Raw genomic sequence first — 22,891 nt, forward strand, 5'->3', positions numbered from 1 at the left:
GACGACAGAGCCTGGGCGTGGATCACGAGCGCTCGAACAAGCGCTTCCGGTCGGAGAGCCATGGAACGCGGTGAAGGTGCCACCACGGTGCATCGGTCAGCGCGGCGATGAGCAGCAGCGCGGCCAGGACGCCGGCCGCTGCCCAACCGACCGTGCTGATGTGCCAACCGTGTGATGAGGTGGCGCCGTAGGGGAACACGGCCAGGTGGTCGCCGAGAGGTCGGACGAGCGCCCAGACCGTCGCCACCGGGACGGTGATCGCGGCGAACAGCAGGCCCGGCGAGGCGTCACCCTGGGCGCGACGCCAGCACGCGACGGCCGCACCCGTCGCGACCGCCGCGAGCCCTTGGACGAGGACGGCCTCGAGATGCCCGAACGTGGCGTCGTTCCCGCCTCGGGCGACGGCGAACACCCAGGTGAGTACGAGCAGGAGAACGGCGGGACTGCGGGCTCCGGCCCGCCAGGCGAGTCCGCGCGGCGACGTGTCGACGACCGCCGCCGCCGTCTCGTCGAAGCACCACGCGGCCGCTCCGGCGAGCAGACCGACAGCGGCGCCCTCCAACGGCCACAGCACCCAGGGGTTCCAGCGGACCAGTTCCATGAGGACCACGACGAGGCCCGCTGCCAGGGCGACCCGTCCCCACGGGACCGCCCTGGCTGCGTGGTGGAGCATCAGCAGACCGGGCAGACGTCCGGGCTGACAATGCTCTCGGTGAAGCCGACCGTCATGGTCAGCACGCCGAGCGCGACCGCGACGACGATCAGGCCGATCGCCACCTTCCCGAGCGTGGCCCGGTCGCACTCCGGGTCGTGACGGACGGCGACGACGATCCCGAGGGCACACAACGTCACGAGATAGAGCAGCCACAGGAACGGGTTGCCGGGATTGGTGGTGAAATGGTGCTGCCCGGGGCCGCCCTCGGCGGACTGGGTGAGGAAGTAGGTCCAGACCCAGAACACCCGGTAGGGCTGTCCGCCCCCGATCAGGCCGCCCTGCAGAAGGATCGTGGCGATCACCAGGAGGACCGACGCGACAGCGGCGATTCCGCGCTTGGGGAAGTACCGGGCCAGGAGAAGGCCGAGCAGCGGGCCGCCGACAGCGCACAGCACACCGTCGCCGAACATCTGGGCGTGCACGAAGGCGTTCGAGATGCCCGGGGGGACGACGTAGCCGGCCGGCGGGTGCACGTACCAGGTGACGACCGCGACGATGAAGGACAGGACCGCGACCGAGAGAGGCACGACAGTGGCCGAGGCGAGGGCGAGGGTCCGGGTGCGCTCCGAGACGGCGACCGCGCCGGCCGCTTCGGCGGCATGATCGGACCGACGGGTCAGCCCGTACATGACGACGAGGCCGAGGACTCCCAGCAGCGCCGCCGGCGCGATCATGTAGGCCCCGCTCGACGACGGGTCGTTGGTGACGAGCATCGTGACGTCGACGGCGAGGGTGAGGGCGGCCCCGAACCAGAAGAGCTTGGCCCGCAGATAGTTGCGGATCTCCTGGCGGGCGAGGACGCCGAAGGTCGAGCCCGTATCAGAGATGGTCGCGCTCATCAGACAACTCCTTGTCTCGTGCGCTCCGCCGAGCGGAGCAGCAGGTACGCGTCCTCGACCGACGGGTCGACGACGGAGGAGTCGGGAGCGGGCTGTCCCCCGACGGACCGGACCAGCCCGGTTCCGGTCTTCCAGGTCTGGACCGCGCCCGGGGAGGCTGTCGGTCCGAGGTGGACACGGCCGGCTGCCGTGGCCAGGAACTCGGGCACCGCGCCGTCAAAGTGGATCACTCCGGCGTCGATGACGAGCACTCGGTCGCACAGGGCCGAGACGTCCTCGGTCTGGTGCGTCGAGATGAGCACCGTCCCCGCGAGGCCCGAGAGGAGGCCACGCAGGGACGCGCGCTGTTCAGGGTCGAGCCCGGTGGTGGGCTCGTCGAGGAGGAGCAGGTCGGGAGCGCCGATAAGCGCCTGCGCGATGGCGAGGCGGCGGCGTTGACCACCGGACAGCTTGGACACCTTCATCGCGGTGCGGTCGCCGAGGTCGACGAGGTCGAGTACCCGCCGCACCTCCCGATGCCGCGTGTCGGCGTCCTTCCATTCCTTGAGGACGGCGATGTACTCGACAAACCCGAATGCCGTCATGCCGCGCGGGAACGTCACCTCCTGCGGGCAGTAGCCGAGCCGGCGGCGCGCCGCTACGCGGTTCGCATGCGTTGCGCAGACGTCGAAGCCGGCGATCGTGATCCGGCCCGTGCTCGACGGCAGTGCAGTGGAGAGCAGACGCAGCAAGGTGGTCTTGCCGGCACCGTTGGGGCCGAGCAGGCCGATGACGCCGGGCCGGAGATCGACCGTGATCGGCCCTACGACGGTCGCCCGGCCGTAGGTCTTCGAAACCCCGTCGAGGTTCACCATGACACTCATTGCTCGCCTCCCTGTAGCCGCAGCGTCGACGTGCGGAGGAACAGCGCCGCAGCCAGCACAACGCCGGCAGCGGCGAACGCCGCCTGGGCGACGGGGACCGTAAGGACGTCGACGGTGCCGTTCGCCCGGACGACGACGACCGCGCCGACCCACAGCGAGGCGACCATCGCGCCCGCGACCGGCGCCTCCCACCACGTGAGCAGTACGAGCGCGCCCAGCGTCAGACCGAGCGACGGCGCGAGCCAGATGAACGCGAGGTCGTCCATGCCGGGGATGAGGAGCCCAATCGCCGCGGTCGCCGGCAGAGCCACCACCAGCGACGCCGCCGCCCGCAGCAGCGCGAGCCGCAGCTTGCTGTACGGAGTCGGTGCGCTCACCTCGCGGATCGGGTCCAGCGCGTCGTATGACACCACGACCGCGAGCACCGGAGCCAAGGGCGCCATCGCGAGGAACACCGCGTCCTGGTTCACCGGGCCGAGGCCTGCGAACCCGACCAGGCACACGCACGCGATCGCGAAGCCGACCGCCGCCGCCCAGGGCACCAGGAGAGAGTCCCCGGCAGACAGGAGCACGAGGTCGTCACCGCGGACGCCCAGCCGCCGCAGGAGGCGGACCAGGGCGGACGGCGCGGGCGCGGTGATCGTCTCACGCACCCCCGTCCATACCGTCGCGGCCGTCGCCGCCGGCGCGTAGCCGCGAGCCGCCGCCCGGCAGTCCGCGCACCCGGTGAGGTGCGTCTCCACCGACGCCTCCGCGGCCGGGTCGAGCCGCCCGTCGGCGTACGCCTCCCAAACCCGGTCGTCCACATGCCAGCTCATGCGATCCCCCCGCTCCGCTCGGCGATGCATTCGCACGGCGCTCTGTTGATGACTCGCTCGCTCCGCTCGCTCATGACCACGCCTCCCGGCTCATCAGCTGCTCGCGCAGCCTTGCCTTCGCCACCCGCGCCCGGCTCTTGACCGTGCCCTGCGGGATGCCGAGCAGATGGGCTGCCTCCTTCGTGGAGAGCCCGTCGACCACGGTTGCCTGCATCACCTGCCGCAGTTCGGGCGACAGCGAGCGCAGCGCATCACCCACCGGACCGTGCTCGACCGCGATCAGCAGTTCGTCCTCGGCGCTGCGCACCGTCGGCGACAGCATCGAAAGGTCCAGACCGGCAATCGGTATGGGCTGCGCCCGCTTGCGAAGCCGGCTCGCCAACTGCCGGATCGCGATCCCCCACAACCGCGCCCCGAGGTCGCCGTCGCCGCGGAAGGAGCGCGGATGCTTCCACACCGCCACGAAGGTGTCGTGCAACGCCTCGTGCGCCAGGTCACGGTCCGGTGTCTTGCGCAGCAGCCGCAGCAGCAACCACGGCGAGTGACGCTCCACGATCTCGCGAAGGGCGGCCTCATCCTTGTCGGCCACCAGGCCGAGAAGGATGACGTCGCTGAGGCCGGACAGCTCTCGCATGCCCACACTGTCGCGCGCTGCACCCGGATCGGATCACCCGACGCCGAACTTTCTTTCATCGCGCACAGCCCCGGTTCGACCCGGCGGTGAAGAACCACAAGCTCCAGCTCACGGTGGCCGCGACCGGCAGCGACGGCTACGCCGCGCGTGGCGCGCACGTTCGGCGCCAGCCGGACAGGTGATCGCCAGCCACGACCTGGCCGGCCCACGGTTCCCCGGGGACCGGTTCTCCCACTACCTCGACGTGGACCCGCCCGCCGCGCCCGGCCGCTACGTCGTGCGGATGTCCTGCGAACACGGCCACATCGGCTGGCGCAGGCACGCCATGGCACCGCTGGACGACTCTTGTCAGACTGCGGTTTGCGATTGAGCAGAGTTGGTCGCGCCAAGAGAGGGTGTTGACGTGCCATACCGTTGCCCCGGCGTCACCCGCCGAGATAAGCGTGGCCCGTTCGGATTGAAGGCGACGCCGTTTATCCAGCCCCTCTGGCTTGGCAGCTCAGCGATCAGCGAACGTTGAGGCACCGACCAGAGGTAGACGGACGTACCACTGGCAGACGCAAGCATGCTCCCGTCGGGACTAAATGACGCTCCGGCCATGTACCCGGCTGTCGGCGGCTACCGCGGTGTGCAGTTGCCAGTCCAACATCCGGCGCACCGTCCGATCCCGCTCCGTGAGGTCGTCGTCCCCCGCCCGCCTGGCCTTTCACTTCCTGTCACAGGCCTGGCTCGGCAGCCCCGCCGACGCTGTGTCATGTCGGTGAAAGGGGACGTCCCCTAGAGTCCTGCGGCGGCGCAGGTTGCCTGAGGAACCGGAAGGCGAGGTGGAGGTCACGTGACGAAGCGCAAGCTGACCGTGTGCAGGCACCGGGTGCTGATCGCGGTCGGGTGCGCCGCGCTACTCGTGGTCATCGGTTGCGGCAGCGACGGCCGAGGGAGCAGCCGCGGCAGGGCAATTGCGTCGGACGCGGGCAGTTCGTCCGCCGGCCCGCCCGGTACCCCCGCGACGCCCGGTTCCTCCCCGACGGGCAGGCCGTATCAGGTGCCCGCGGCGGCGGACCTGTGCGCGGCCGTGCGCACCGCAGGTGTGCCGACCCGCGAGCTCGAAGTGCGGACGCCCAATCCGGATCGTCAGGACTGCAAGGTGGAGGTCGGCGCCGGCGACAAGCAGCGCTACACCCTCCGGTTGAAGTTCGAGGACAAGCTCAGCGTCGAGAAAGCGCGGGTGTGGTTCGAGGACCTGCGGGAGGACTACACGTCCAGAGGCTACTCGGCGTTCACCGGCGTGCCCAAGAACACGGGCGAGCTCCGCCAGATCGGCGCCCTCAAGGCGAGCAGCGGCTTCGACAACGGCTTCTACGCCTACTACGCACCCGTCGAGGTTGCCGGGATCAAGTACGGCCAAAGCATCATCGTCCTCCAGCTCGGCAACATTCTCATGATCTTCGACCTGTTGGGCGGCGACGCGGTCGGCAGCGGCGTAGCCGGCATCCGACCGGTCCCGGAGAGCGTCGGCCAGGAGCTGTTCGACAAGGTCGCCGACGAGACTGTCGGCCTCATACGACCGAAGACCAGCTGACGCATGAGGGAGAGAGTCCTGCGGCTACCCGGTTCCATGTCACGGGTGCGTCAGCGCCGCGTGCTCCCGATCGCGGTCGTCGTGCTGGTCGCCCTGGTGAGTCTGCTCATCGGTTCGATTCGGCCACAGGCGGGCGCGACGGAGCTTACCGTGGCGTCGCCGCTGCTCGGCGCCGTCCGTTGGGACTTCTGGTATCCGGGGAACGCCCGGAAGGGAATCGTCGACCCGACGCTGTTCACCGACTTCCCGAGCCGCCAGCCCGTCTACGGCTGGTACGACAACAACGCGTCGGGCGGTGTACCCGACCACGCGGCCGTCATGGACCGGCAGATCACGGACGCGGCCGACCGCGGGCTCGACTACTGGGCATTCGTCTGGTACGACCCGCTCCAACAGTATCCGAGCTGCTGTGGCCAGGCGATGAAGCCGTTCGAGGACTACATGGCGTCGCCGCTCAAGCAGCGCATGAAGTTCACGTTCATCATCCAGTCGGACGGTGTGGCGGGCGGCGATCCCACCGACCCGAACAGCCGCGAGAGCCACTGGCGCTCCGACTTCGTACCCCACTTCAAGCAGATGCTGAGCGACCCGCAGTACCTGAAGATCTCCGGGGCGGGCGGCGCGGCGTTCGCCGAGCCCCGTCCGGTCGTGTACTGGTTCGACACGCCCGCTTTGGCGAGCAAGCCGAGGGGCTTCGGCGCCAGCTGGGCCACGGAGATGGCGTACTTCATCAAGGAGATCGACAGCGTGCCCGGTCTCGGGAAGCCCTTCTTCGTCGACAACAACATGAACCTCGGTGCGTACGACACCTTCGGCTCCGCCAACGGCCAGGAGTTCATCAAGGCCGTCACGAGCTACGGGCCGTCCGGTGCATCGCCCGGTAGCGGGCGGCAGTGCTGGTCGGCCCAGGCGGCGAAGGATGTGGCCAACCGCGGGCCGTATCCCGGACGGACGGGACTGCTCACGGTGCCGGGCGTGACGCCGGTGAACGATCCCCGGCCGCGCAACCCTGAAAACTACGGCTTCAGTTATGGCTTCCACAGCCAAGCGCCGACATACAGCCAGTGGCGGACTCATCTCAGCTCGACGTACGACTGGATGCGGAGCCACCGCGCCCAGGTGACCGACCCGCCGATCGCGCTCACCTACGCCTGGAACGAACTCGACGAAGGCGGCGGCGGCATCATCCCCACGGTGCAGGACGGCACCAGGTACCTCGACGCCATCGCGTCCGTGGAAAGCGGCAGGCTCCCGGACACCTGGGACGACGTGTTCAACGGCGACAATTGCTCCATCGCCCGGGCGGGTTCCGGCTGGGTGCACTGGGCACCGTCACCTGGCCTGTACGACGATGACGAGGAGATCTCCCTCGGCGGCGGTGACACCGCGACGCTGGCATCGGACGACACCATCGGGTTCGAGGTCACCGGAACCCGGGGTCCGAACCGTGGGGTCATGCAGATCTACATCGACAACGTGCTGCGGGCCACGGTCCAGCTCAACAGCTCGACCTGGCGGATCCGGGAGGTGCTCTACCGCGACTTCACACTGCCGTCCGGCCGTCACACGGTGCGTCTGCGGAACGCATCGACCCAGGGCCTGCAGATGGGCGTCGACACCATCACGGCCCGCGTACGCCCGTTGCGGAGCGGGCCGAACCTCGCCCTCGGCCATCCGCCGGCATCCGCCTACACCGCATCGTCGGTGTGGGACGGCAACCAGGCCGCGCCCACGGCGTTCGACGGCCAGCCCGGCACCTGGTGGCAGGCGGCGAGCGGATCGACGTTCAACGAGCAATGGCTGGCCGTCACATTCCCTGGCCCGACCACGTTCAACCGGGTGGTGCTGAGCGAGTACGAGGACAACCGCACCACGGGATACCGGATCGAGTTCTGTCCACAAGTGTCGTGCCAGGACGGGCAGTGGCAGGTTGCATACACCGGCACCACGATCGGACCCTCCACCACAGCGACCTTCCCCGAGGTCACCGGCCAACGGGCCCGGATCAGGTTCACAGCCGGCAGGTTCACACCCATCATATTCGAGTTCGCCATCCACCACGCGACCTGATCAACCCCCCGGAGGGTTCGAACCCGACGCAGGGCCCGAGGGGAGCTGAGTCGGGTCAGCCGTCGACGGGGCGGGTGGCTCGGTCGGTCGGTCGGAAACGGTCCGGATTCAACGTGACCCGGAAATGGATGCTGCCACTGATCAGAAGAACCAGCACCATCAGCCGCCATATGCCAGCACGCCGTTGCGCACCTCGTGCCGCGGTGCGCGCGGCTGCGCCACAATCGGTGCGACAGTGGCGCGGTGACCCGGCCGCAAGCGGACCGTGACGCGGTCGCCAGGCCTGCACTTCGCACCACAGCGCTTCGAAGCGAAGACCTGGCGGCGCGTCCGGACGAGCAGTCCGAAGTCGAAGAGACCGCAAAGATCGCGTCAGGCCTATTTCTCGGCCGAATCGGTGACAGGGTCATGCAAGGCTCGTTGTCGATAATCGGATCAGCTCTGACCAACGTCACTGTCTGAGCGGAAGGATGTCAGCTGTGTCCCAAAGATCGCGGCCCTACTCGCCGGGCTCGCGCTGTCCGGCGGTCGACGCCGTGGTTCGAACGCCGGAGGCTCCGGCAGGACACGTATACCAACAGTGGGTCGGCAGAACACAACGCTGTTTCACCGTTCGGCGGTGAATGTGTGTGATCTGATGATCAAGTATCGGATGAGGTGATGACCATTTCTCGGTCGGACAAGCACTGGATTCTCGCCTTCAACATCTCGTGTCAGAAGTGTCGGATCATCTCCGGCGCGGTGGCCGCCGTATCTGGCGGCAAACTGGAGGTCCTGTCACTGACCCATCCGGATGTCATTCGCTGGCGCGCGGCCGGCCTCGGGTCGGACGCACCGTGGGCGCCGACCCTCATCGCCACGGGACCCGCCGGCGAGGAGGTGCGTGCCTGGACCGGTGTTGCCATGGCGGTGCCGATGATTCGACGTCTGGGACTGCGCTCGACGCTCGCAGTGCTTACCGAGCTGGGACGGTTGAAGCGGCAGGAGGATGGACATCTCGCCGGTCGGCAGGAACGCCGTGGCCTGAGCCGAAAGAGCTTCCTCAGACTCGGTGCAGGTACCGCGGTTGCGGTTGGCCTGATGGTGACCGGGCAGACGCCCGCTTTCGCTGTGAACAAGGACGAAGAAGACGCCCGCGAATGGGTCGCCGCCAACAGAGACCGCCTCCCGCAGACCTACGACGAGGTGATCGCCCGCCCCCTGGAACACCGAAAGGCGATCTACCAGGAGTTGCCGGACGGTGTGCGGCAAGAGCTCTGGTCCGAGCAGATGCAGCGGTACCAGGCCCGGCATCCGGCACTCACCGTCGAACAGGTCGCCGTCCTCGACGCGGCGGCCACCTTCCTGGCGAAAGGCATCAGCGCTGCAGCGGGTGCCACCGAAACAAAACGACAGCTGTCGGTAGCGGCGATCAACGCTTTTGGAAAGGACCAAGCGCGCGCGCTATTTGCGACACTCGGCCCGGCATCGACACGGAGCGAGGCTTCCTCCGCTGCGAGCGACTGCGAGTGCTATACCGCAGACGGTGACATCTCGGTCTTCTGCGGATTGGGCGGTTACTGCCAGCACACTGCCTACAATCATTGCCGCACCAAGCCGACCGGGTGTAGCTGGTGGTGGGCAAGCCCGTGCAATGGGATGTGTAACTGAGCGGGCGCACCTGTTCTAGCCGACGCGGTGGCCGGCCTCCCTGGCGAGGCCGGCCGCAATCGCCGTGCCGAAGTACCGGCCCGACTGCGCGGCTGCCGCCGCCAGCGTGCTCTCCGCCGCACCCGCCGACGACGTCAGCACCGCGGCCGTGGTCACCGCCGCGACACCGATCGCACTTGCGAGCAGCACTCTGGCGGTGACCGGGCTGTTCCGCCTGCCGGATGCCCCGCAGCGTCGTTGCATTTCTTCGGCGAGGTGCGACCCGAGGCCTGGTCGGCGGCGCTGGTGCCCGATGGCACCGGGATGTACATCGTCGAGAACACCGCGCACCAGCCGGAGCGGCGCCGCTCCAACATCGCGCACGAGATGGCCCACGTGGTGCTCGAACACACCTTCGGGCACGTCCTGATCGGCGGAGACGCCACGTCGGGCGGGTGCGTCAACGCCGGTGACCGACGGCAAGAGGAGGAGGCCGCCGAACTGGGCGCTGAACTTGGGGCGGTTCGTCAGTCAGGTTGGCTGCCGACGCCGAGGTCCGGTGTCGAAGCTGACAGGTAATCAGGGGCAAGATCCGGCAAAGCCGAAGTCCTCGGCGATTCTGTCCATCGCACGTCTGACCAAATCCCGCAGCACTCGGACAGCTGCCCCCGGGCTGGCCACTCCCGATCAGTCGTCGGGGGTGGTGAAGCGGCGTAGTAGGTGACGCAACTGCTCCTGCTCCTTGGCGGAGAGGTGGGCGAGCAGTTGGTCGTTGACCCGGATCGCTTCCTTTTCGGCGTCGTGGAACAGCTTCCGGCCGGCGTCGGTCAGCTCGACGGCGTGGGCCCGAAGCCGCCGGCCGCGAAGCCGATCACGGCGGCCACGAGCAGCACGGCCACCACTGCGAGGACCACGCGACGCCGGCTCCACCCGGACCCGCACCGGCCGAACAGCAGTGGACGTGGTCCGGCATCGGTACGAAGCGGGCGGTGAACAGCCCGAGGCACGCCGCGGCCGTGCACCACGGCAAGGCGGCTCGCAACCCGAGCAGATCCCAGAGCGCGGCACCAACGACGATCCCGGCCACGTAGTACTTGTTGGTGCCCGGGTCCAGCACCACCCGTGCACCGGGTTGGTTTGGACAGAGTTCTTCAGATCGGGTTGGGGGGTGCCGATCAGGTGGTGGTAGAGCGTGTTGTCGGCTGGCTGTGACACGGGGGGCGTCGTGGGGTCGGTGTCTGGTATCGGGCGGTCGCCGGGTCGCCGCGGGTTGCTGCGGTTGATCACAAACCGGAAGGTGATCACGAAGATCCTGGCGGCGGTGCTGCTGGTCGCGGTGATCGGCTCCGGCGTGGCGGTCTTCTCGGTGGTCCAGATGGCAGCGGTCAACGCCAGTACCGGTGTGGTGTACGACGGTGGTCTGCAGTTGCGGACGATCGCGCAGATGCGTAACGCGTTCAACCGGGCCCGGACGACCTCGCTTGATCATTTCCTGGCCACCGACGCGGCGGAGCGGGCGACGAAGGAGCAAGCCCTCGCCGACGACGAACGCGCCCTGGCCGACGCCGAGAGCACCTATAAACGCTTCAAACTCGGGCCGATCCGGATCGAGGCGTTGGCCAAGTTCGACAAGGCGTGGAGCAGCTACCTGACGGTCCTGCACGATCGGTTGATCCCGTTGAGCCGAGCCGACAGACGGACCGAGATCCACGACATCCGGGCCGCCGAAATGGCGCCGCTGGTGGCCACCATGCGGGAGGCGTTGGACACCCTGGCCGAGCAGACCATGGTCAAGGCCCAGGAGGAGAAGGCCGCCGCGCAGGATGCCTACACCACCGCCCGCACACTGGTCCTGACGTTGATCATCATCGGCGCCGCCGTCGGCGTGGCCGTGGCCTTCGGCATCGCCCGGCTGATCACCCGGCCACTGGCCGCCTGTGTGGTGACCCTGGAACGGATCCAGGGCGGAGACCTGACCTCCCGGACGGGACTGGCCGGGCGGGACGAGGTCGGCCGCCTGGCCCGCGCGTTGGACGCCTCCACCGATGCGACGGCCGCGATGGTCCGCCGGGTCGCCGACAACGCCAACCACGTCGCCGCCGCCTCCGAACAGCTGTCCGCCGTGGCCACCGAGATGTCCTCGGCGGCGGAACAGACCTCCGCCCAGGCCGGCACAGTGGCCGCCTCAGCCGGTGAGGTGTCCCGCAACGTGCAGACCGTGGCCGCCGGCTCCGAACAGATGGGCACCGCGATCCGCGAGATCGCCGGAAGTGCCGCGGAGGCGTCCAACGTTTCCGGCGAGTCCGCCCGCACCGCCCAGCGCACCAACGAGATCGTCGCGAGGCTCGGCCAGTCCTCCACCGAGATCAGCAGCGTCGTCAAGCTGATCACCTCGATCGCCGAGCAGACCAACCTCCTCGCCCTCAACGCCACGATCGAGGCCGCCCGCGCGGGCGAGTCCGGCAAGGGCTTCGCCGTCGCGGCCACCGAGGTCAAAGACCTGGCCCAGGAGACCGCCAAAGCCACCGACGACATCTCCCGGCGAATCGCCGCTATCCAGAGCGAAACCGACCAGGCGGTCGCCGCCATCGGCGAGATCACCTCGGTCACCCACCGGATCAACGACTACACCTCGACGATCGCCGCCGCCGTCGAGGAACAAACCGCCACCACCAACGAAATGTCCCGCAACGTCAACGACGCAGCCACCAGCGCCGCCGACATCGCCGCCACCATCACCGGCGTCGCACAAGCCGCCGACTCCACCGCCACCGGCGCCACCCAAACCCAAACCACCGCCCAGGAACTCGCCCGCATGGCCGCCGAACTCCAATCCACCGTCGCCACCTACCAGGTCTGAACACCAAGCGACGACCGGACCGCTCCACCTGCCCGGGCCGCCGCGACCGTACCGGCCTGGCACTGGTGGAGCCTGCTGCACCGGCACAACCTGTACGCCGGCCCGGCCACCCGGGCCGAACTGAAACCGGAGATCGTCTCGGAGAGGGAGCACGGGGCTGATACTGACCGCGCTCGACGTCGCCCGCGCCGAGACGGCCCGCGCCGAGTGGTACGAACCCACTATCGTCGACGATCCTGCCCGGCGATACGCGCCGCGCCCAGTTAACGAGCTGGCCCCGGAGCGCCGTCACGGGTGGCGCGTTTCGATGATTGACGGACTCCGGGGCGGGTCGTCAGGACGTCGCCGACACGGTCGCCAACTGCCTCGTTTGCTGTGCCGCCCATCGGGCGGCTGCCGCGGCGACCGGGATCGTCGGGTCCACCAACCACGCGGCCTCGATGCCGTAGCAGAAAGCGATGATCTCCATTGCCTTGAGCCGTGGGTCGATGTCCTCCCGCATCTCGCCGCGCTCCTGCGCGGACCGCAGTGTCGATGTCACGCGTTCGATCGTCGTTCGGTAGCCATCGACCAGCCGTTGGTGGAGGTCGGTGTCGGGGCTGACGTTCTCGCCGAGGACGACGATGTTCATGCCGAGCAGGTTGGCCACCCTGCCGTCGTGCTGGCTGGGCCAACTGGCCATGTGCCTGGCGACCACGTCGACGATCTTGATGCCGGGGTCGGGTCCGTCGCCCCACAGCCACTGCTCGGAGAAGGCCAGGTGGCGATCCATGACGGCGTTGAGCAGGGCTTCCTTGCTGCCGAAGTGATAGAGCAGCCCGGTCTGTGACACGCCGGCCTCGGCCGCGACGTCGGCGAGGCTCGTGCCGCGCGCTCCGTTGCGGGCGATGAATCGGACGGCGACGTCGACGATGCGGTCCCGTGTCTCGAGGCCCTTCGCCGAGGTCTTGGGCTTCTGGGCAGGGGACACGGGTGATCTCCTCGCGATGGTCGGTACGGGCATCGCCGAGTATAGACAAACAGACTGAGTACTCGGTAGCTTCTGCGAAACAGACTGAGTACTCAGTCTTAACTTGGACGAGAGGCGATCGGATGAGTGCACCGTCCCGGCGGGCAACCCCGGGTGTCCGCGCGGAAGACACTCCGCCGCGGCCGCACGAGCAGGTTCAGGCTTTCCTGGACAGCTCCGGACCGTCACCCGACCCGTGGGCCGCCGACATCGCAGCCGTGCGGGCGGACGCACGTGCGAAGGTCCTGGCCGTGACTGGCGAGCCGGCGCCGCTGGCTTCGGTCGAGTCCGTCGACGCGGACGGCGTACCGGCTCGGCTCTACCGGCCCAAGGGCGGGGAACAGGAGGTGCTGGTCTGGGCGCACGGCGGCGGCTGGATTCACGGAGACCTCGACACCGCCGAGGGCGTCGCCCGGGCACTCGCGAACCGGGCCGGGTGCGGGGTTCTGTCCATCGACTACCGGCTCGCGCCCGAGCACCCGTTTCCAGCCGGCTTCGACGACACCTGGACGGCCGTCACCTGGGCACGCCGCAACTTCGGCGGGGTGGCTGTCGGTGGGGACAGTTCGGGCGGCAATCTCGCCGCGGCGGCCGCGCTCAAAGCGCGTGATGAAGGCGTTCGGTTAGCCGCCCAACTCCTCGTCTACCCGGCACTCGACAGCGTCGAGAACACCGACTACAAGGTCGCGTTCCGGCGGCGGTACGAGACCTTTGCGGGCCGGTCGGGTTTCGGCTCCAACACCTACCGTCGGCTCCAGTACATCTGGACGACGTACGTTCCCGACCCGGCACGCCGCAAGGCGTCGTACGTATCCCCGCTGCACGCCGAATCCGTGCGCGGTGTCGCGCCCGCGACGATCATCACGGCCGAACACGACTTCCTCCGCCGCGAGGCCGAGGACTATGCCCGGCGCCTGGAGGCGGCCGACGTGCCGGTCGAGCTGACCGAGTACGCGGGCCAGATCCATGGCTTCTTCGAGATGTTCGCCGTGATGACCGACGCGCACCACGCCGTCGACAAGGCTGGCGACGCGGTACGCCGCGCGTTCCGGTCAACCCACACCATCGAGCCTTAAGGACCTCTCGTGCGATCGCTGACCCATTACCGCAGAACCTTCCGGGCGGCCGGCGTTGCCGTGGCGGCCGTCCTGTCACTGGTCGCCTGTGCACCCGGCGGCAACCCCGAAGCCGACCCGGTGCCGTCCAAGCCGGTCTCCACCGATATCGGCAGTAAACCGGTCACCCTGAAGCTGCTCGTCACCAGCGGCGTCGACGTCGCGTTCTACACCGCTCTCGGAGAGCTGTTCCGCGCCAAGCACAGCAACGTGACCGTCAAGGTGGAGAACCAGGACTACGCCACCCTGACCACGACCATCGCGCGTACTCTCGCCGGAAACAACGTGCCCGACCTCGTCCGCGTCCCACAACTCGGCAACCTGACCAAGGACCACCTGCTGGTCAGCCTCGACCCGTATGCGCAGGCGTACGGGTGGAACGAGTGGCCGCAGTCGCAGTTCGCCTCCACCCGTGTCGCAGCGGACGGCAGACAGCGGGGAACGGGCTCGTTGTACGCTGCGGGCGCTGGTTTCGGCCTGACCGGGGTGTATTACAACAAGGCGCTTGCGCAGCGGATCGGTATGACGCGGCCGCCGGAGTCTGTCGCCGAATTCGAGCAGTTGCTCGCCAAGGCAAGAGACACCGGGCTGCAGCCGATCATGATCAACGGCAAGGACGGCGGCAGCGTGTACCCGCTGCAGAACCTGATGATGTCGAACGCCGGTGACGCGCAAGCCGTCCAGGACTGGAACTACGCCAAGCCCGGCGCGAGTGTCGACACGGCCGCGACGGTCAAGGCCGCCACGACATTGCGACGCTGGGGGCAGGCGGGATACCTGCCGGCCGACGTGAACGATATCGACCAGACCCGGGCACCGGCCGAGTTCATCAAGGGCAACGGTGTGTTCTTCCCGAGCGGCAACTGGCAGGCGCCGGGACTCGACAAGGCCGGACCCGGTCAGTTCGGGTTTTTCCTGTTCCCGCCCGGCGTTGCCGGTGGGCCGTCGTACGCGATGACCGCTGCCGCCAACCTGGGGATCCCGGCGAAGTCACCGAACGCAGACGTGGCGGCCGCGTTCCTGGACTTCGTACAGACCGACCAGCAGGCGCGACAGGACACGGTGACCCTCGGCGGGCTGGTGCCGGCAGGCCCGTCGGACGCGCCGGCTCCGACCGCGCCCGAGGGGTCGGCGGTTGCCGCCACCGTCAGCGCGTTCCAGGAGTTGCTGAAGAGCAACGGGCTGGTCGGCTTCATGGCTGATGCGACGGCTTCGATCCACGTCAACAGCCTCATCCCGCAAACGCAGCTGCTGCTGGCCGGCAAGACGACGCCCGAGGCGTTCGCGGCCAAGGTGCAGTCCGACTACGACCGCGATCTCGGGCGATGATCGCGGCGAGTCGACCCAGGGGTGATTCGGCGCTCTCCGCCTCGACCCCGGAGGCGATGCGGCATGCTTCGGCCATGACCGAGCACTTGTGCGAGGGCATCATTAAGCAGAGTCCTCCCGGTCAGGGCGGGTCACCACGGAGTGGGGAGCCGTCGTGACCGAACCGTCGAGCGTTCCTGCGGCAGGACAACCCGCCGCACGGCGCCCATCCGGGCGCCGGCGGCGGAGTTGGAGCGCGCTCCTCTGGGTTGTGCCAGCGTTCGGTATGTACGGCGTTTTCGTGCTGTTCCCGATGCTCCAGTCGGTGCAGTACTCGTTCTACGACTGGGACGGCATCGGGCCGGCGACGCCTGCCGGACTGGACAACTGGAAAGCGATCTTCACCCAGCCGGAGCAGCTGCAATCCGTGGTACACGCGTTCGTCCTCGTCGTGTTCTACACGGTCCTGCCCGTCGGGTTCGGTCTGGTCGCCGCGTCGCTCATCCGCGAGCTGAAGCCCGGCGCGTTCAGCACCACCGCCCGGGTCGTACTGTTCGTCCCGCAGGTGCTTCCGCTGGTCGCGGCCGGTATCGCGTGGACGTGGATGTACTCCTCGGACGGCCTGGTCAATCAGGTCCTGCGTGCGGTCGGCCTCGATCGGTACACGCGGGCCTGGCTCGGTGACTTCACTTTCGCTCTGCCTGCGGTCGGTGTGATCGGGGTCTGGGTCATGCTCGGCTTCTGCACGGTGCTGCTGCTCGCGGGCATCGGTAAAATCGACCCGGCGCTTTACGAGGCGGCCCGGCTGGACGGGGCCGGGCGGGTCAGCGAGTTCTTCGCCGTGACGCTACCCGGGTTGCGGCGCGAACTCGTCGTGTGCGCGACGTTCACGATCATCGCCGCGCTGGCGAGCTTCGACGTCGTCCAGATCGCGACGCAAGGCGGTCCCGGCTACCAGACAATGGTGCCCGGCGTGCAGATTTACCGGTTGACGTTCCTGCAGCAGCACGTCGGCCAGGCCTCGGCGCTCGCCGTGCTCCTGGCCGTCGTCGTGCTGGTGGTCATCTGGCCGATCCAGCGTCTCGGGAGGGAGCGATGACCACATCGGGCCTCGCCCATCGAGTAACGCGCACCGGGATCCTGCTCGCACTGATGCTGTTCGCCGTGGTGCCGCTGCTGAGTATGTTCACCACGGCACTGGCGGAGCCGGGCAGCACGCCGCAGGGCCTCAGCTGGCCGAGCGACCCGCACTGGCGCAACTTCGTCGACGCGTGGAGCGCGGCGAACTTCGTCGCGCTGTTCCGCTCAAGCGCCCTCATCGTGCTGGGCGTCGTACCGGCCACGGTCGCGATGGCCACCGCCGCGGGCTACGCCCTCGCTCAGCTGAACGTGCCCTTCGGTAAAGCGATCTACGGTCTTCTCCTCGTGGGACTCACCCTGCCGTTCGAGGCGCTGATCACCCCGTTGTACTACGACCTGCGCAGCATGGGACTGCTCGGGACGCGGCTGGCGATCGTCCTGCCGCTCATCGGCCTGCTCATGCCGTTCGGCGTCTTCTGGATGCGCGCACACTTTCTCGGCGCCGAGCCCGCGCTCACCGAAGCCGCGAAAGTCGACGGTGCCAACACCTGGCAGACGTTCCGCCGCATCCACCTGCCGCTCGCCACCTCGGCGTGGTCCGCACTATGTGTGCTCTTCTTCCTCGCCAGCTGGAACCAGTACCTGCTGCCCCTGGTCCTCGTCGACGACCCGACGAAGCGGACCGTGGCCGGCGGGCTGGGCGCGTTCCAGAGCCAGTACGGCACCGACATCGTGCTTCTGTGCGCCGGATCCCTGCTGATCATCCTGCCCTCGCTGGTGATCTTCCTGATCTTCCAGCGCAACTTCGTCAAGGCACTGATGCAAGGAGCCGTCAAGTAACTGCCCGAGTCTCGCACCCGGAGATTCCCTCGCATCTGGTCGACCGGCTGCTTCAACGACCTGCTACCCAACCCTTCATAACGGGCTTCCACCGATGGCTACGTCGGGCCGACACATTGTTTGCGGGTGCGTGGCTGGGAGAACTTGGAGATCCGCTGTGCCAGCCTGCGTCGACCGCCACGGACGGCGGCTACCGGTCGGCGCGGCGGAAACTCAGCACTCCGACGTCGACCGGGCACGTACGACCATCGGGTCGTGCGTGCCCGGTGCCGGTGCGTGGACGGGTCAGTGGCCGGCGGAGACCAGTTGCCGCTCCTCCTCCGCAGTGGACGGTTCGGGCGCTGCGGGGGTCCTGCTGCGCAGGAGCGCCACCGCGACCACGGCCAGCGCGAGGAACACGCCCGCCCCCACCCACGCGACGCCGTGCAGGGCGCCGGTGAACGCCTCGCGTGCGGCGCCGAGCAGGGCGGCACCGGCCTCGCCGGGGAGCGTGGCCGCGGTTGCGGCGGCGGCGGCGGCGGTGACGCTCTCGTTGGCGGTGGCCGCGGCGTCGCCCGGCACGGTGCCGGGCACCGTCTCGTCCATCCGGCCGCGGTAGATGACCGTGGCGAGGCTGCCGAGGGTGGCGATGCCCATCGCGATCCCGAACTCGCCGCTGGTCTCCGAGATCGACGCTGCCGAGCCGGCCTTCTCCGGGGGCGCCGCGCCGAGGATGACGTTCATCGTGATGCCCATCGGCAGCGCGATGCCGAACGCGGCGACGACAAGCCCACCGACGATGTACGGCACGCCGCCGTCGACCGGCGCCACGGTATGCACCAGCAGACCGGCACCGGCGAGGGCGAGCCCGACGGCGATCACGTACGCGGACTGGAACCTGCGGCCGAGCATCGGAGAGATGACCGAGCCAACGACCATTGCGATGTTCTGCGGGATCAGCAGCAGCCCCGCCTGCAGCGGCGTGCGGCCGTCGACCACCTGCAGGTACAGGCTCGACATGAGGCTGACCCCGGCCATCACGACACCGGCGAACAGCATCACCGACAGGGCGCCGGAGAACGTGCGGTTGGTGAACAGGCTCAGGTCGAGGAACGGGTCGGCGAGCGTGCGCTGGCGCCGCGCGAACAGCCACCCCACCACCACGCCGACGAGCAGGACGACGACGGGGGCGGTGCTCAGGCCGTCACGAGCAATGGTCTTCAGGCCGAAGATGGCCGGGAGGATCGCTCCCAGCGAGAGCCCGACAGACGCCAGATCGAGCCGGCCGGCGTTGGGGTCGCGGTACTCCGGCAGCAGGAACGGCGCCGTCACGAGGAGCAGAACCATCACGGGGACGCCCAGCAGGAACGCCGAGCCCCACCAGTAGTTCTCCACGAGCAGGCCACCGGCCAACGGACCGAGGGTCATGCCGCCCATGAAGCAGGCGAACCAGATGCCGATCGCGGTGCCCATCTCCTTCGGGTCAGAGAACATGTTCCGGATCAACGCCATCGTCGAGGGCATCAGCGTGGCACCGGCGACGCCGAGCGCGGCGCGGGCAACGATGAGCATCTCGGGGCTGGTGGAGAACGCCGCCACCAGCGACGCGACGGCGAACGCGAACGCGCCCACGAGGAGCAGGCGGCGTCTGCCAATCCGGTCCCCGAGCGTCCCCATCGTGACGAGGAAGCCGGCGAGCAGGAACGAGTAGATGTCGAGGATCCACAACTGCTCGGTGCTGTCGGCACCGAGTTCGGCGCTCAGTTGCGGCAGCGCCAGATAGAGGACGCTCACGTCGAGCGACAGCAGCAGCGTGGGAAGCGCGAGGACGGCGAGCCCGATCCACTCGCGACGGCCGGCTTTCATCGTGACAACTCCCTGTTCGTATCTGTGGGTTCCCTCTCTCGACGACCAGGGGCGGCCGGACACGACACCTGGCCCCGGAAATCTTCGGAGAGATTCACTGTGTCCATCGAAAACTGTTTCCGATGGACACTGTGTAAGCTAGACACGGTCGATCGACAGCGCAAGAGCGTTTGGGGAGAAATTGATGGGGACCAGCGGAACCGAATTCGTCGCACTGCTGTGGCAGCTGCGGGAACGCCCGACGCGCGGCCCGAAGCCCAGCCTCACCCTGGAGCGGATCGCCGCCGCCGCCATCGCGATCGCCGACTCCGACGGGCTCGACGCGCTGTCGATGCAGCGGGTGGCGACCGACCTCGGCCTCACCAAGATGGCCCTGTACCGGTACGTGGCCGGGCGCGACGAACTGGTCGCACTCATGGTCGACGCGGCGGTCGGCGACCCGCCGAACCTCGCCGGCACGGCGGGCGGATGGCGTATCAAGCTCACCACGTACGCCCGCCTTCTGTGGGAGACCTGGGACCGCCACCCGTGGATTCCCGGCGCCACCGTCGGTGCGCGGGTGATGGGACCTAACGAGGTCGGCTGGGTGGAGAGCGCGGTCCGGGTGCTCGCGGAAACGGGGCTCGACGGGCCGGCACAGCTGAACGCCGTCCAACTGCTGAGCGGACACATCCGCAACGCGCAGGCCGGCAGCGCCCGGGGCTCGCTCCCGTGGAGCGCCGACCACCACCTCGACCCGGCGATGGCCGACCTGTTGTACGCACAGCGCGACCGCTACCCGGCCGTTACCGCCGCAGTGGACGGCGCCGCCGACACCGGCACCGACGCGCGCACGTTCGGCCTCGACTGCATCCTGGACGGCCTGGAGATGCTGATCCGCGACGCGCGTTGACACCGGGCCGCCCCGAGGTGGGGGCGGCCCGGACCGCGGTCATCCGAGGGCCGGGGGTCAGGCCAGCACGCGGTAGGTCACATGCAGAACCGTGCTTGCCGCCCGTGCCGTCACCTGCTCCAGCTTCCGCGGCGGTACCCCGTCGAACACCCGCACACCGGCGCCGAGGGTGATCGGCACAATGTGCAGCCGCAGCTCGTCGACCAGGCCGGCGGCGAGGTACTGGTTGATGGTCGTCGCGCCGCCGTGGATCGAGACGTCTCCGTCGCCGGCCGCCGCGCGCGCCTGTTTGAGGGCCGACTCGATGCCGTCGGTGACGAAGTGGTACGTCGTGCCGCCCTCCATCGGCTGCGGCTCACGGGCGTGGTTGGTGAGTACGAAGACCGGGGCGTGGAACGGCGGGTTGTCACCCCACCAGCCGTTCCACTGCCGGTCCCATTCGCCGCGGACGGGGCCGAACATGTTGCGGCCCATAATGACCGCCGAGGCGGCGTTGATCTGGTCGACCTCGGCCCGGTTCTCTTCGCCGGCGTCGAACATCCACGAATGCAGGCTGCTTCCCCAGCCGTCGCCGCCGTCGTCGCCGAACGGGTGTTCCTCGGTCTGGTCGAGCCCGGCCGAGTATCCGTCGGCCGTGATGGTCTGGTTGACGATGACCTTGCCGGTGCGTGTGTTCACTGCTCAATCCCTCTGTTATGGGTGATGCCGGAAAGTGTGTCGACGGACAGCACGACGAGCGAGATCCAGACGATGCCGAAGCCGATCCACCGGCTCAATGGCATGGTCTCGCCGAGCAGCAGGACGCCGCACAGCAACTGCAGCACCGGCGTGACGAACTGCAGCAAACCTATGCGGGACAACGGGATGCGTCTCGCCGCTGCGCCGAAGAGCAGCATCGGCGCCGCCGTCAGGACCCCGCCGGCCAGGAGGAGCCCGGTGTGCGTGGACCCGTGCCCAACGAACGTCGTCGCGTCCCGTGCATGGAGGACGAGCACGATGACGAGCGCGACGGGCATGAGCACCGCGGTCTCGGCGGTGAGGGACTGAACCGCGGTGAGCGTGGCGCCGACCAGTTTCTTCGTGAGCCCGTAGGAGGCGAAGGTCAACGCCACGACGAGCGCGATCCACGGTGGTTTCCCATAGTCGATCGTCAGGTACGCCGCGGCCACGAACCCGGTCCCCACGGCCAGCCACTGCAGCGGACGCAGCGGTTCGCGGAGTACGACCACCCCTACGGCGACCGTGATGAGCGGGTTGAGGAAGTAGCCCAGCGCCGCCTCGATGACGTGCCCGCTGGCCACGGCGTAGACGTAGACGACCCAGTTCGTCGCGATGAGCAGCGAGGCCGCCACGACGCCGAGGCCCACGCGACGCCGCGCGAGCAGCGACCGCACCCACGCCAGGTCCCGGCGCAGCAGCAAGACGGCGGCGCAGACGACGAGCGTCCACATGACCCGGTGGGCGAGAACCTCCCATGCGCCGGCGGGCTCCAGCGCATGGAAGTACAGCGGGAAGACGCCCCATATGGCGTGCGCCAGAAAGCCGTACGCGTTGCCCCGTGATTTCTCCTCGCGGTGGGTGACGCCCGGCGGCGGCCTCGACCTCGCCGCCAACGCCACAGCCTGAGGGCTCGCGAGTGACATGGCTGGCCTCCTTCGACATGAGGTGCCTGGGACTCATTGTCTCCTTGAGACGCGATGTGTCCGCCGGACACATCATGTACGATAGACACATCGTGGCCGTCTACACAAGGCACGAGCCGTCGGGCGAAGACAGGGGATTTGATCATGGTGACCGCGAACCACCCGGTCGAGACCGATCCGCTCTGGGCCGACCGGGGGGAACGGAAGCCGCGGATGGGCCTGTCCCTGGGTCGCATCGCGACGGCCGCCATCGCCGTGGCCGACACCGACGGCATCGAGGCGGTCTCCATGCAGCGCGTCGCCGAGGACCTCGGCTTCACCAAGATGTCGCTCTACCGGCACGTCTCCAACAAGGCCGAGCTCGTCAGCGTCATGATCGACATGGCGGTGGGCGAACCGCCCGACCTCGCTGCGATCCGCGACGGCTGGCGTTCACGGCTGGAGGAGTTCGTGCGGCAGCTCACCGGTGTCTGGCGGCAGCATCCGTGGATCCCCGATGTCACGGTCGGTGGCCGCACGATGGGCCCCCGCGAGGTCGGCTGGATCGAGAGCGCCCTCAGCGCGTTCGCCGGCACGCCGCTGACCGGCGACGAACGCCTCGCCGCGGTCTTCCAACTATTCGGGCACATCCGCAACACGCACTCGACCGCCACCGCCGGCACCCAGCCCTGGATGGGCGACGCCAATGTGGTCGCCCGGCTGCGGCGCAGGAGTGACGCCTTTCCCGAACTCATCGCCGCGCTCGCCGCCGACGGCACGGCCCTACGCGACAACGGCCGGGCGTTCGGGCTCGATCGCCTCTACGAGGGGTTCGCCGCGCTCATCTCCGAACGGTCCTGAGCGGGTTCGAGGACGGGCGCCCGGACGCGGCCGTCGTGGTGCCCCAGCGCTCGAGCACATACATGCCGAACAGACGGCACGCGGATCTGTGACATGCCCTGTCAGTGGCACGAACCCACATCTTGACGATGGGCGACCTCTCGCGAGCGCCCGCACCTCAAGCCACAACGAGATCCGCCGAGAGCAGCGACCTCGGTTGGAAATGGATCGTGTTGAGCTCGGACACGTTAACCCCCACCAGGGTCGCTCCCAGTCAGAGCAGATCGGGTTGGGGGTCGTTACTTTCGGCCGCCCGTCAACGCGACCGTCCTC

General features: G+C 68.6%; 23 protein-coding genes. 11 read left to right on the forward strand and 12 right to left on the reverse strand.

Annotation, left to right across the window (positions count from 1 at the left end; genetic code table 11):
- Positions 1 to 22: 22 nt before the first annotated feature.
- The 6 genes from Vau01_RS52480 to Vau01_RS65490 form a co-directional block, all read right to left on the reverse strand.
- Positions 23 to 673: a hypothetical protein gene (locus tag Vau01_RS52480; RefSeq protein ID WP_204008997.1), complete on the reverse strand. Its 651-nt coding sequence runs from the start codon at positions 671 to 673 to the stop codon at positions 23 to 25.
- Entirely contained in the window at positions 673 to 1,554 is an 882-nt protein-coding gene (locus Vau01_RS52485) for a hypothetical protein (RefSeq protein WP_204008998.1), read from the reverse strand. Before Vau01_RS52485 ends, Vau01_RS52480 begins: the two co-directional genes overlap by 1 nt.
- Positions 1,554 to 2,417: an ATP-binding cassette domain-containing protein gene (locus tag Vau01_RS52490; protein ID WP_204009001.1), complete on the reverse strand. Its 864-nt coding sequence runs from the start codon at positions 2,415 to 2,417 to the stop codon at positions 1,554 to 1,556. Before Vau01_RS52490 ends, Vau01_RS52485 begins: the two co-directional genes overlap by 1 nt.
- Positions 2,414 to 3,235: a zf-HC2 domain-containing protein gene (locus tag Vau01_RS52495; protein ID WP_204009003.1), complete on the reverse strand. Its 822-nt coding sequence runs from the start codon at positions 3,233 to 3,235 to the stop codon at positions 2,414 to 2,416. Before Vau01_RS52495 ends, Vau01_RS52490 begins: the two co-directional genes overlap by 4 nt.
- A gap of 70 nt (positions 3,236 to 3,305) precedes the next feature.
- Complete coding sequence (locus Vau01_RS52500; protein ID WP_204009005.1) at positions 3,306 to 3,869, reverse strand: RNA polymerase sigma factor; 564 nt, start codon at positions 3,867 to 3,869, stop codon at positions 3,306 to 3,308.
- A gap of 348 nt (positions 3,870 to 4,217) precedes the next feature.
- Positions 4,218 to 4,469: a WD40 repeat domain-containing protein gene (locus Vau01_RS65490; protein WP_373320451.1), complete on the reverse strand. Its 252-nt coding sequence runs from the start codon at positions 4,467 to 4,469 to the stop codon at positions 4,218 to 4,220.
- A 271-nt stretch (positions 4,470 to 4,740) separates the two neighbouring features.
- Between Vau01_RS65490 and Vau01_RS52505 the strand changes: the two genes are divergently transcribed.
- The 3 genes from Vau01_RS52505 (at position 4,741) to Vau01_RS52515 (ending at position 9,168) form a co-directional block, all read left to right on the forward strand.
- On the forward strand, positions 4,741 to 5,448 hold the full coding sequence (locus tag Vau01_RS52505; protein WP_204009007.1) for a hypothetical protein: 708 nt from the start codon (positions 4,741 to 4,743) through the stop codon (positions 5,446 to 5,448).
- A gap of 45 nt (positions 5,449 to 5,493) precedes the next feature.
- Positions 5,494 to 7,518 carry a discoidin domain-containing protein gene (locus tag Vau01_RS52510; RefSeq protein WP_204009009.1) on the forward strand — a complete coding sequence of 675 codons (2,025 nt, stop codon included), beginning with the start codon at positions 5,494 to 5,496 and terminating at the stop codon, positions 7,516 to 7,518.
- A 660-nt stretch (positions 7,519 to 8,178) separates the two neighbouring features.
- Positions 8,179 to 9,168, forward strand: a complete 990-nt coding sequence (locus tag Vau01_RS52515) for a bacteriocin fulvocin C-related protein (RefSeq protein WP_204009010.1) — start codon at positions 8,179 to 8,181, stop codon at positions 9,166 to 9,168.
- Positions 9,169 to 9,183: 15 nt separating this feature from the next.
- Here the strand turns inward: Vau01_RS52515 and Vau01_RS52520 are convergent, their stop codons facing one another.
- The gene (locus Vau01_RS52520; protein WP_204009012.1) at positions 9,184 to 9,357 is read right to left on the reverse strand and encodes a hypothetical protein; all 174 of its coding nucleotides are present in this window, start codon (positions 9,355 to 9,357) and stop codon (positions 9,184 to 9,186) included.
- A gap of 66 nt (positions 9,358 to 9,423) precedes the next feature.
- Here Vau01_RS52520 and Vau01_RS52525 point away from each other — a divergent pair, with 66 nt between their 5' ends.
- Positions 9,424 to 9,726, forward strand: a complete 303-nt coding sequence (locus tag Vau01_RS52525) for an ImmA/IrrE family metallo-endopeptidase (RefSeq protein ID WP_204009014.1) — start codon at positions 9,424 to 9,426, stop codon at positions 9,724 to 9,726.
- A 108-nt stretch (positions 9,727 to 9,834) separates the two neighbouring features.
- On the opposite strand, the gene Vau01_RS52530 is transcribed toward Vau01_RS52525, so the two are convergent.
- Complete coding sequence (locus tag Vau01_RS52530) at positions 9,835 to 10,089, reverse strand: winged helix DNA-binding protein (RefSeq protein ID WP_204009016.1); 255 nt, start codon at positions 10,087 to 10,089, stop codon at positions 9,835 to 9,837.
- A 355-nt stretch (positions 10,090 to 10,444) separates the two neighbouring features.
- Between Vau01_RS52530 and Vau01_RS52535 the strand changes: the two genes are divergently transcribed.
- A complete protein-coding gene (locus tag Vau01_RS52535) occupies positions 10,445 to 12,007 on the forward strand; it encodes a methyl-accepting chemotaxis protein (protein ID WP_204009017.1) in 1,563 nt (520 codons plus the stop codon).
- Between the two features lie 334 nt (positions 12,008 to 12,341).
- Here Vau01_RS52535 and Vau01_RS52540 read toward each other — a convergent pair whose 3' ends face one another.
- Entirely contained in the window at positions 12,342 to 12,977 is a 636-nt protein-coding gene (locus tag Vau01_RS52540) for a TetR/AcrR family transcriptional regulator (RefSeq protein WP_204009019.1), read from the reverse strand.
- 290 nt (positions 12,978 to 13,267) lie between these two features.
- Here Vau01_RS52540 and Vau01_RS52545 point away from each other — a divergent pair, with 290 nt between their 5' ends.
- The 4 genes from Vau01_RS52545 (at position 13,268) to Vau01_RS52560 (ending at position 17,359) form a co-directional block, all read left to right on the forward strand.
- Entirely contained in the window at positions 13,268 to 14,092 is an 825-nt protein-coding gene (locus Vau01_RS52545; RefSeq protein ID WP_204009021.1) for an alpha/beta hydrolase, read from the forward strand.
- A gap of 9 nt (positions 14,093 to 14,101) precedes the next feature.
- The gene (locus tag Vau01_RS52550) at positions 14,102 to 15,460 is read left to right on the forward strand and encodes an ABC transporter substrate-binding protein (protein ID WP_204009023.1); all 1,359 of its coding nucleotides are present in this window, start codon (positions 14,102 to 14,104) and stop codon (positions 15,458 to 15,460) included.
- Positions 15,461 to 15,710: 250 nt separating this feature from the next.
- The gene (locus Vau01_RS52555) at positions 15,711 to 16,538 is read left to right on the forward strand and encodes a carbohydrate ABC transporter permease (RefSeq protein WP_239152689.1); all 828 of its coding nucleotides are present in this window, start codon (positions 15,711 to 15,713) and stop codon (positions 16,536 to 16,538) included.
- Entirely contained in the window at positions 16,535 to 17,359 is an 825-nt protein-coding gene (locus tag Vau01_RS52560; protein WP_204009025.1) for a carbohydrate ABC transporter permease, read from the forward strand. Before Vau01_RS52555 ends, Vau01_RS52560 begins: the two co-directional genes overlap by 4 nt.
- Before the next feature lie 285 nt (positions 17,360 to 17,644).
- On the opposite strand, the gene Vau01_RS52565 is transcribed toward Vau01_RS52560, so the two are convergent.
- Positions 17,645 to 19,204 carry an MFS transporter gene (locus tag Vau01_RS52565; protein WP_204009027.1) on the reverse strand — a complete coding sequence of 520 codons (1,560 nt, stop codon included), beginning with the start codon at positions 19,202 to 19,204 and terminating at the stop codon, positions 17,645 to 17,647.
- A gap of 184 nt (positions 19,205 to 19,388) precedes the next feature.
- Here Vau01_RS52565 and Vau01_RS52570 point away from each other — a divergent pair, with 184 nt between their 5' ends.
- Positions 19,389 to 20,096, forward strand: coding sequence for a TetR/AcrR family transcriptional regulator (locus Vau01_RS52570; RefSeq protein WP_204009029.1), 708 nt, complete (start codon positions 19,389 to 19,391; stop codon positions 20,094 to 20,096).
- A gap of 57 nt (positions 20,097 to 20,153) precedes the next feature.
- On the opposite strand, the gene Vau01_RS52575 is transcribed toward Vau01_RS52570, so the two are convergent.
- Together Vau01_RS52575 and rarD are read right to left on the reverse strand one after the other, a co-directional pair.
- On the reverse strand, positions 20,154 to 20,774 hold the full coding sequence (locus Vau01_RS52575) for a dihydrofolate reductase family protein (protein WP_204009031.1): 621 nt from the start codon (positions 20,772 to 20,774) through the stop codon (positions 20,154 to 20,156).
- Positions 20,771 to 21,739, reverse strand: coding sequence for an EamA family transporter RarD (rarD, locus tag Vau01_RS52580; RefSeq protein WP_204009033.1), 969 nt, complete (start codon positions 21,737 to 21,739; stop codon positions 20,771 to 20,773). Before rarD ends, Vau01_RS52575 begins: the two co-directional genes overlap by 4 nt.
- A 144-nt stretch (positions 21,740 to 21,883) precedes the next feature.
- Between rarD and Vau01_RS52585 the strand changes: the two genes are divergently transcribed.
- Entirely contained in the window at positions 21,884 to 22,579 is a 696-nt protein-coding gene (locus Vau01_RS52585; protein ID WP_204009035.1) for a TetR/AcrR family transcriptional regulator, read from the forward strand.
- Positions 22,580 to 22,891 lie beyond the last annotated feature (312 nt).

Source organism: Virgisporangium aurantiacum, from assembly GCF_016863635.1.
In the GTDB taxonomy this organism is placed as follows: domain Bacteria; phylum Actinomycetota; class Actinomycetes; order Mycobacteriales; family Micromonosporaceae; genus Virgisporangium; species Virgisporangium aurantiacum.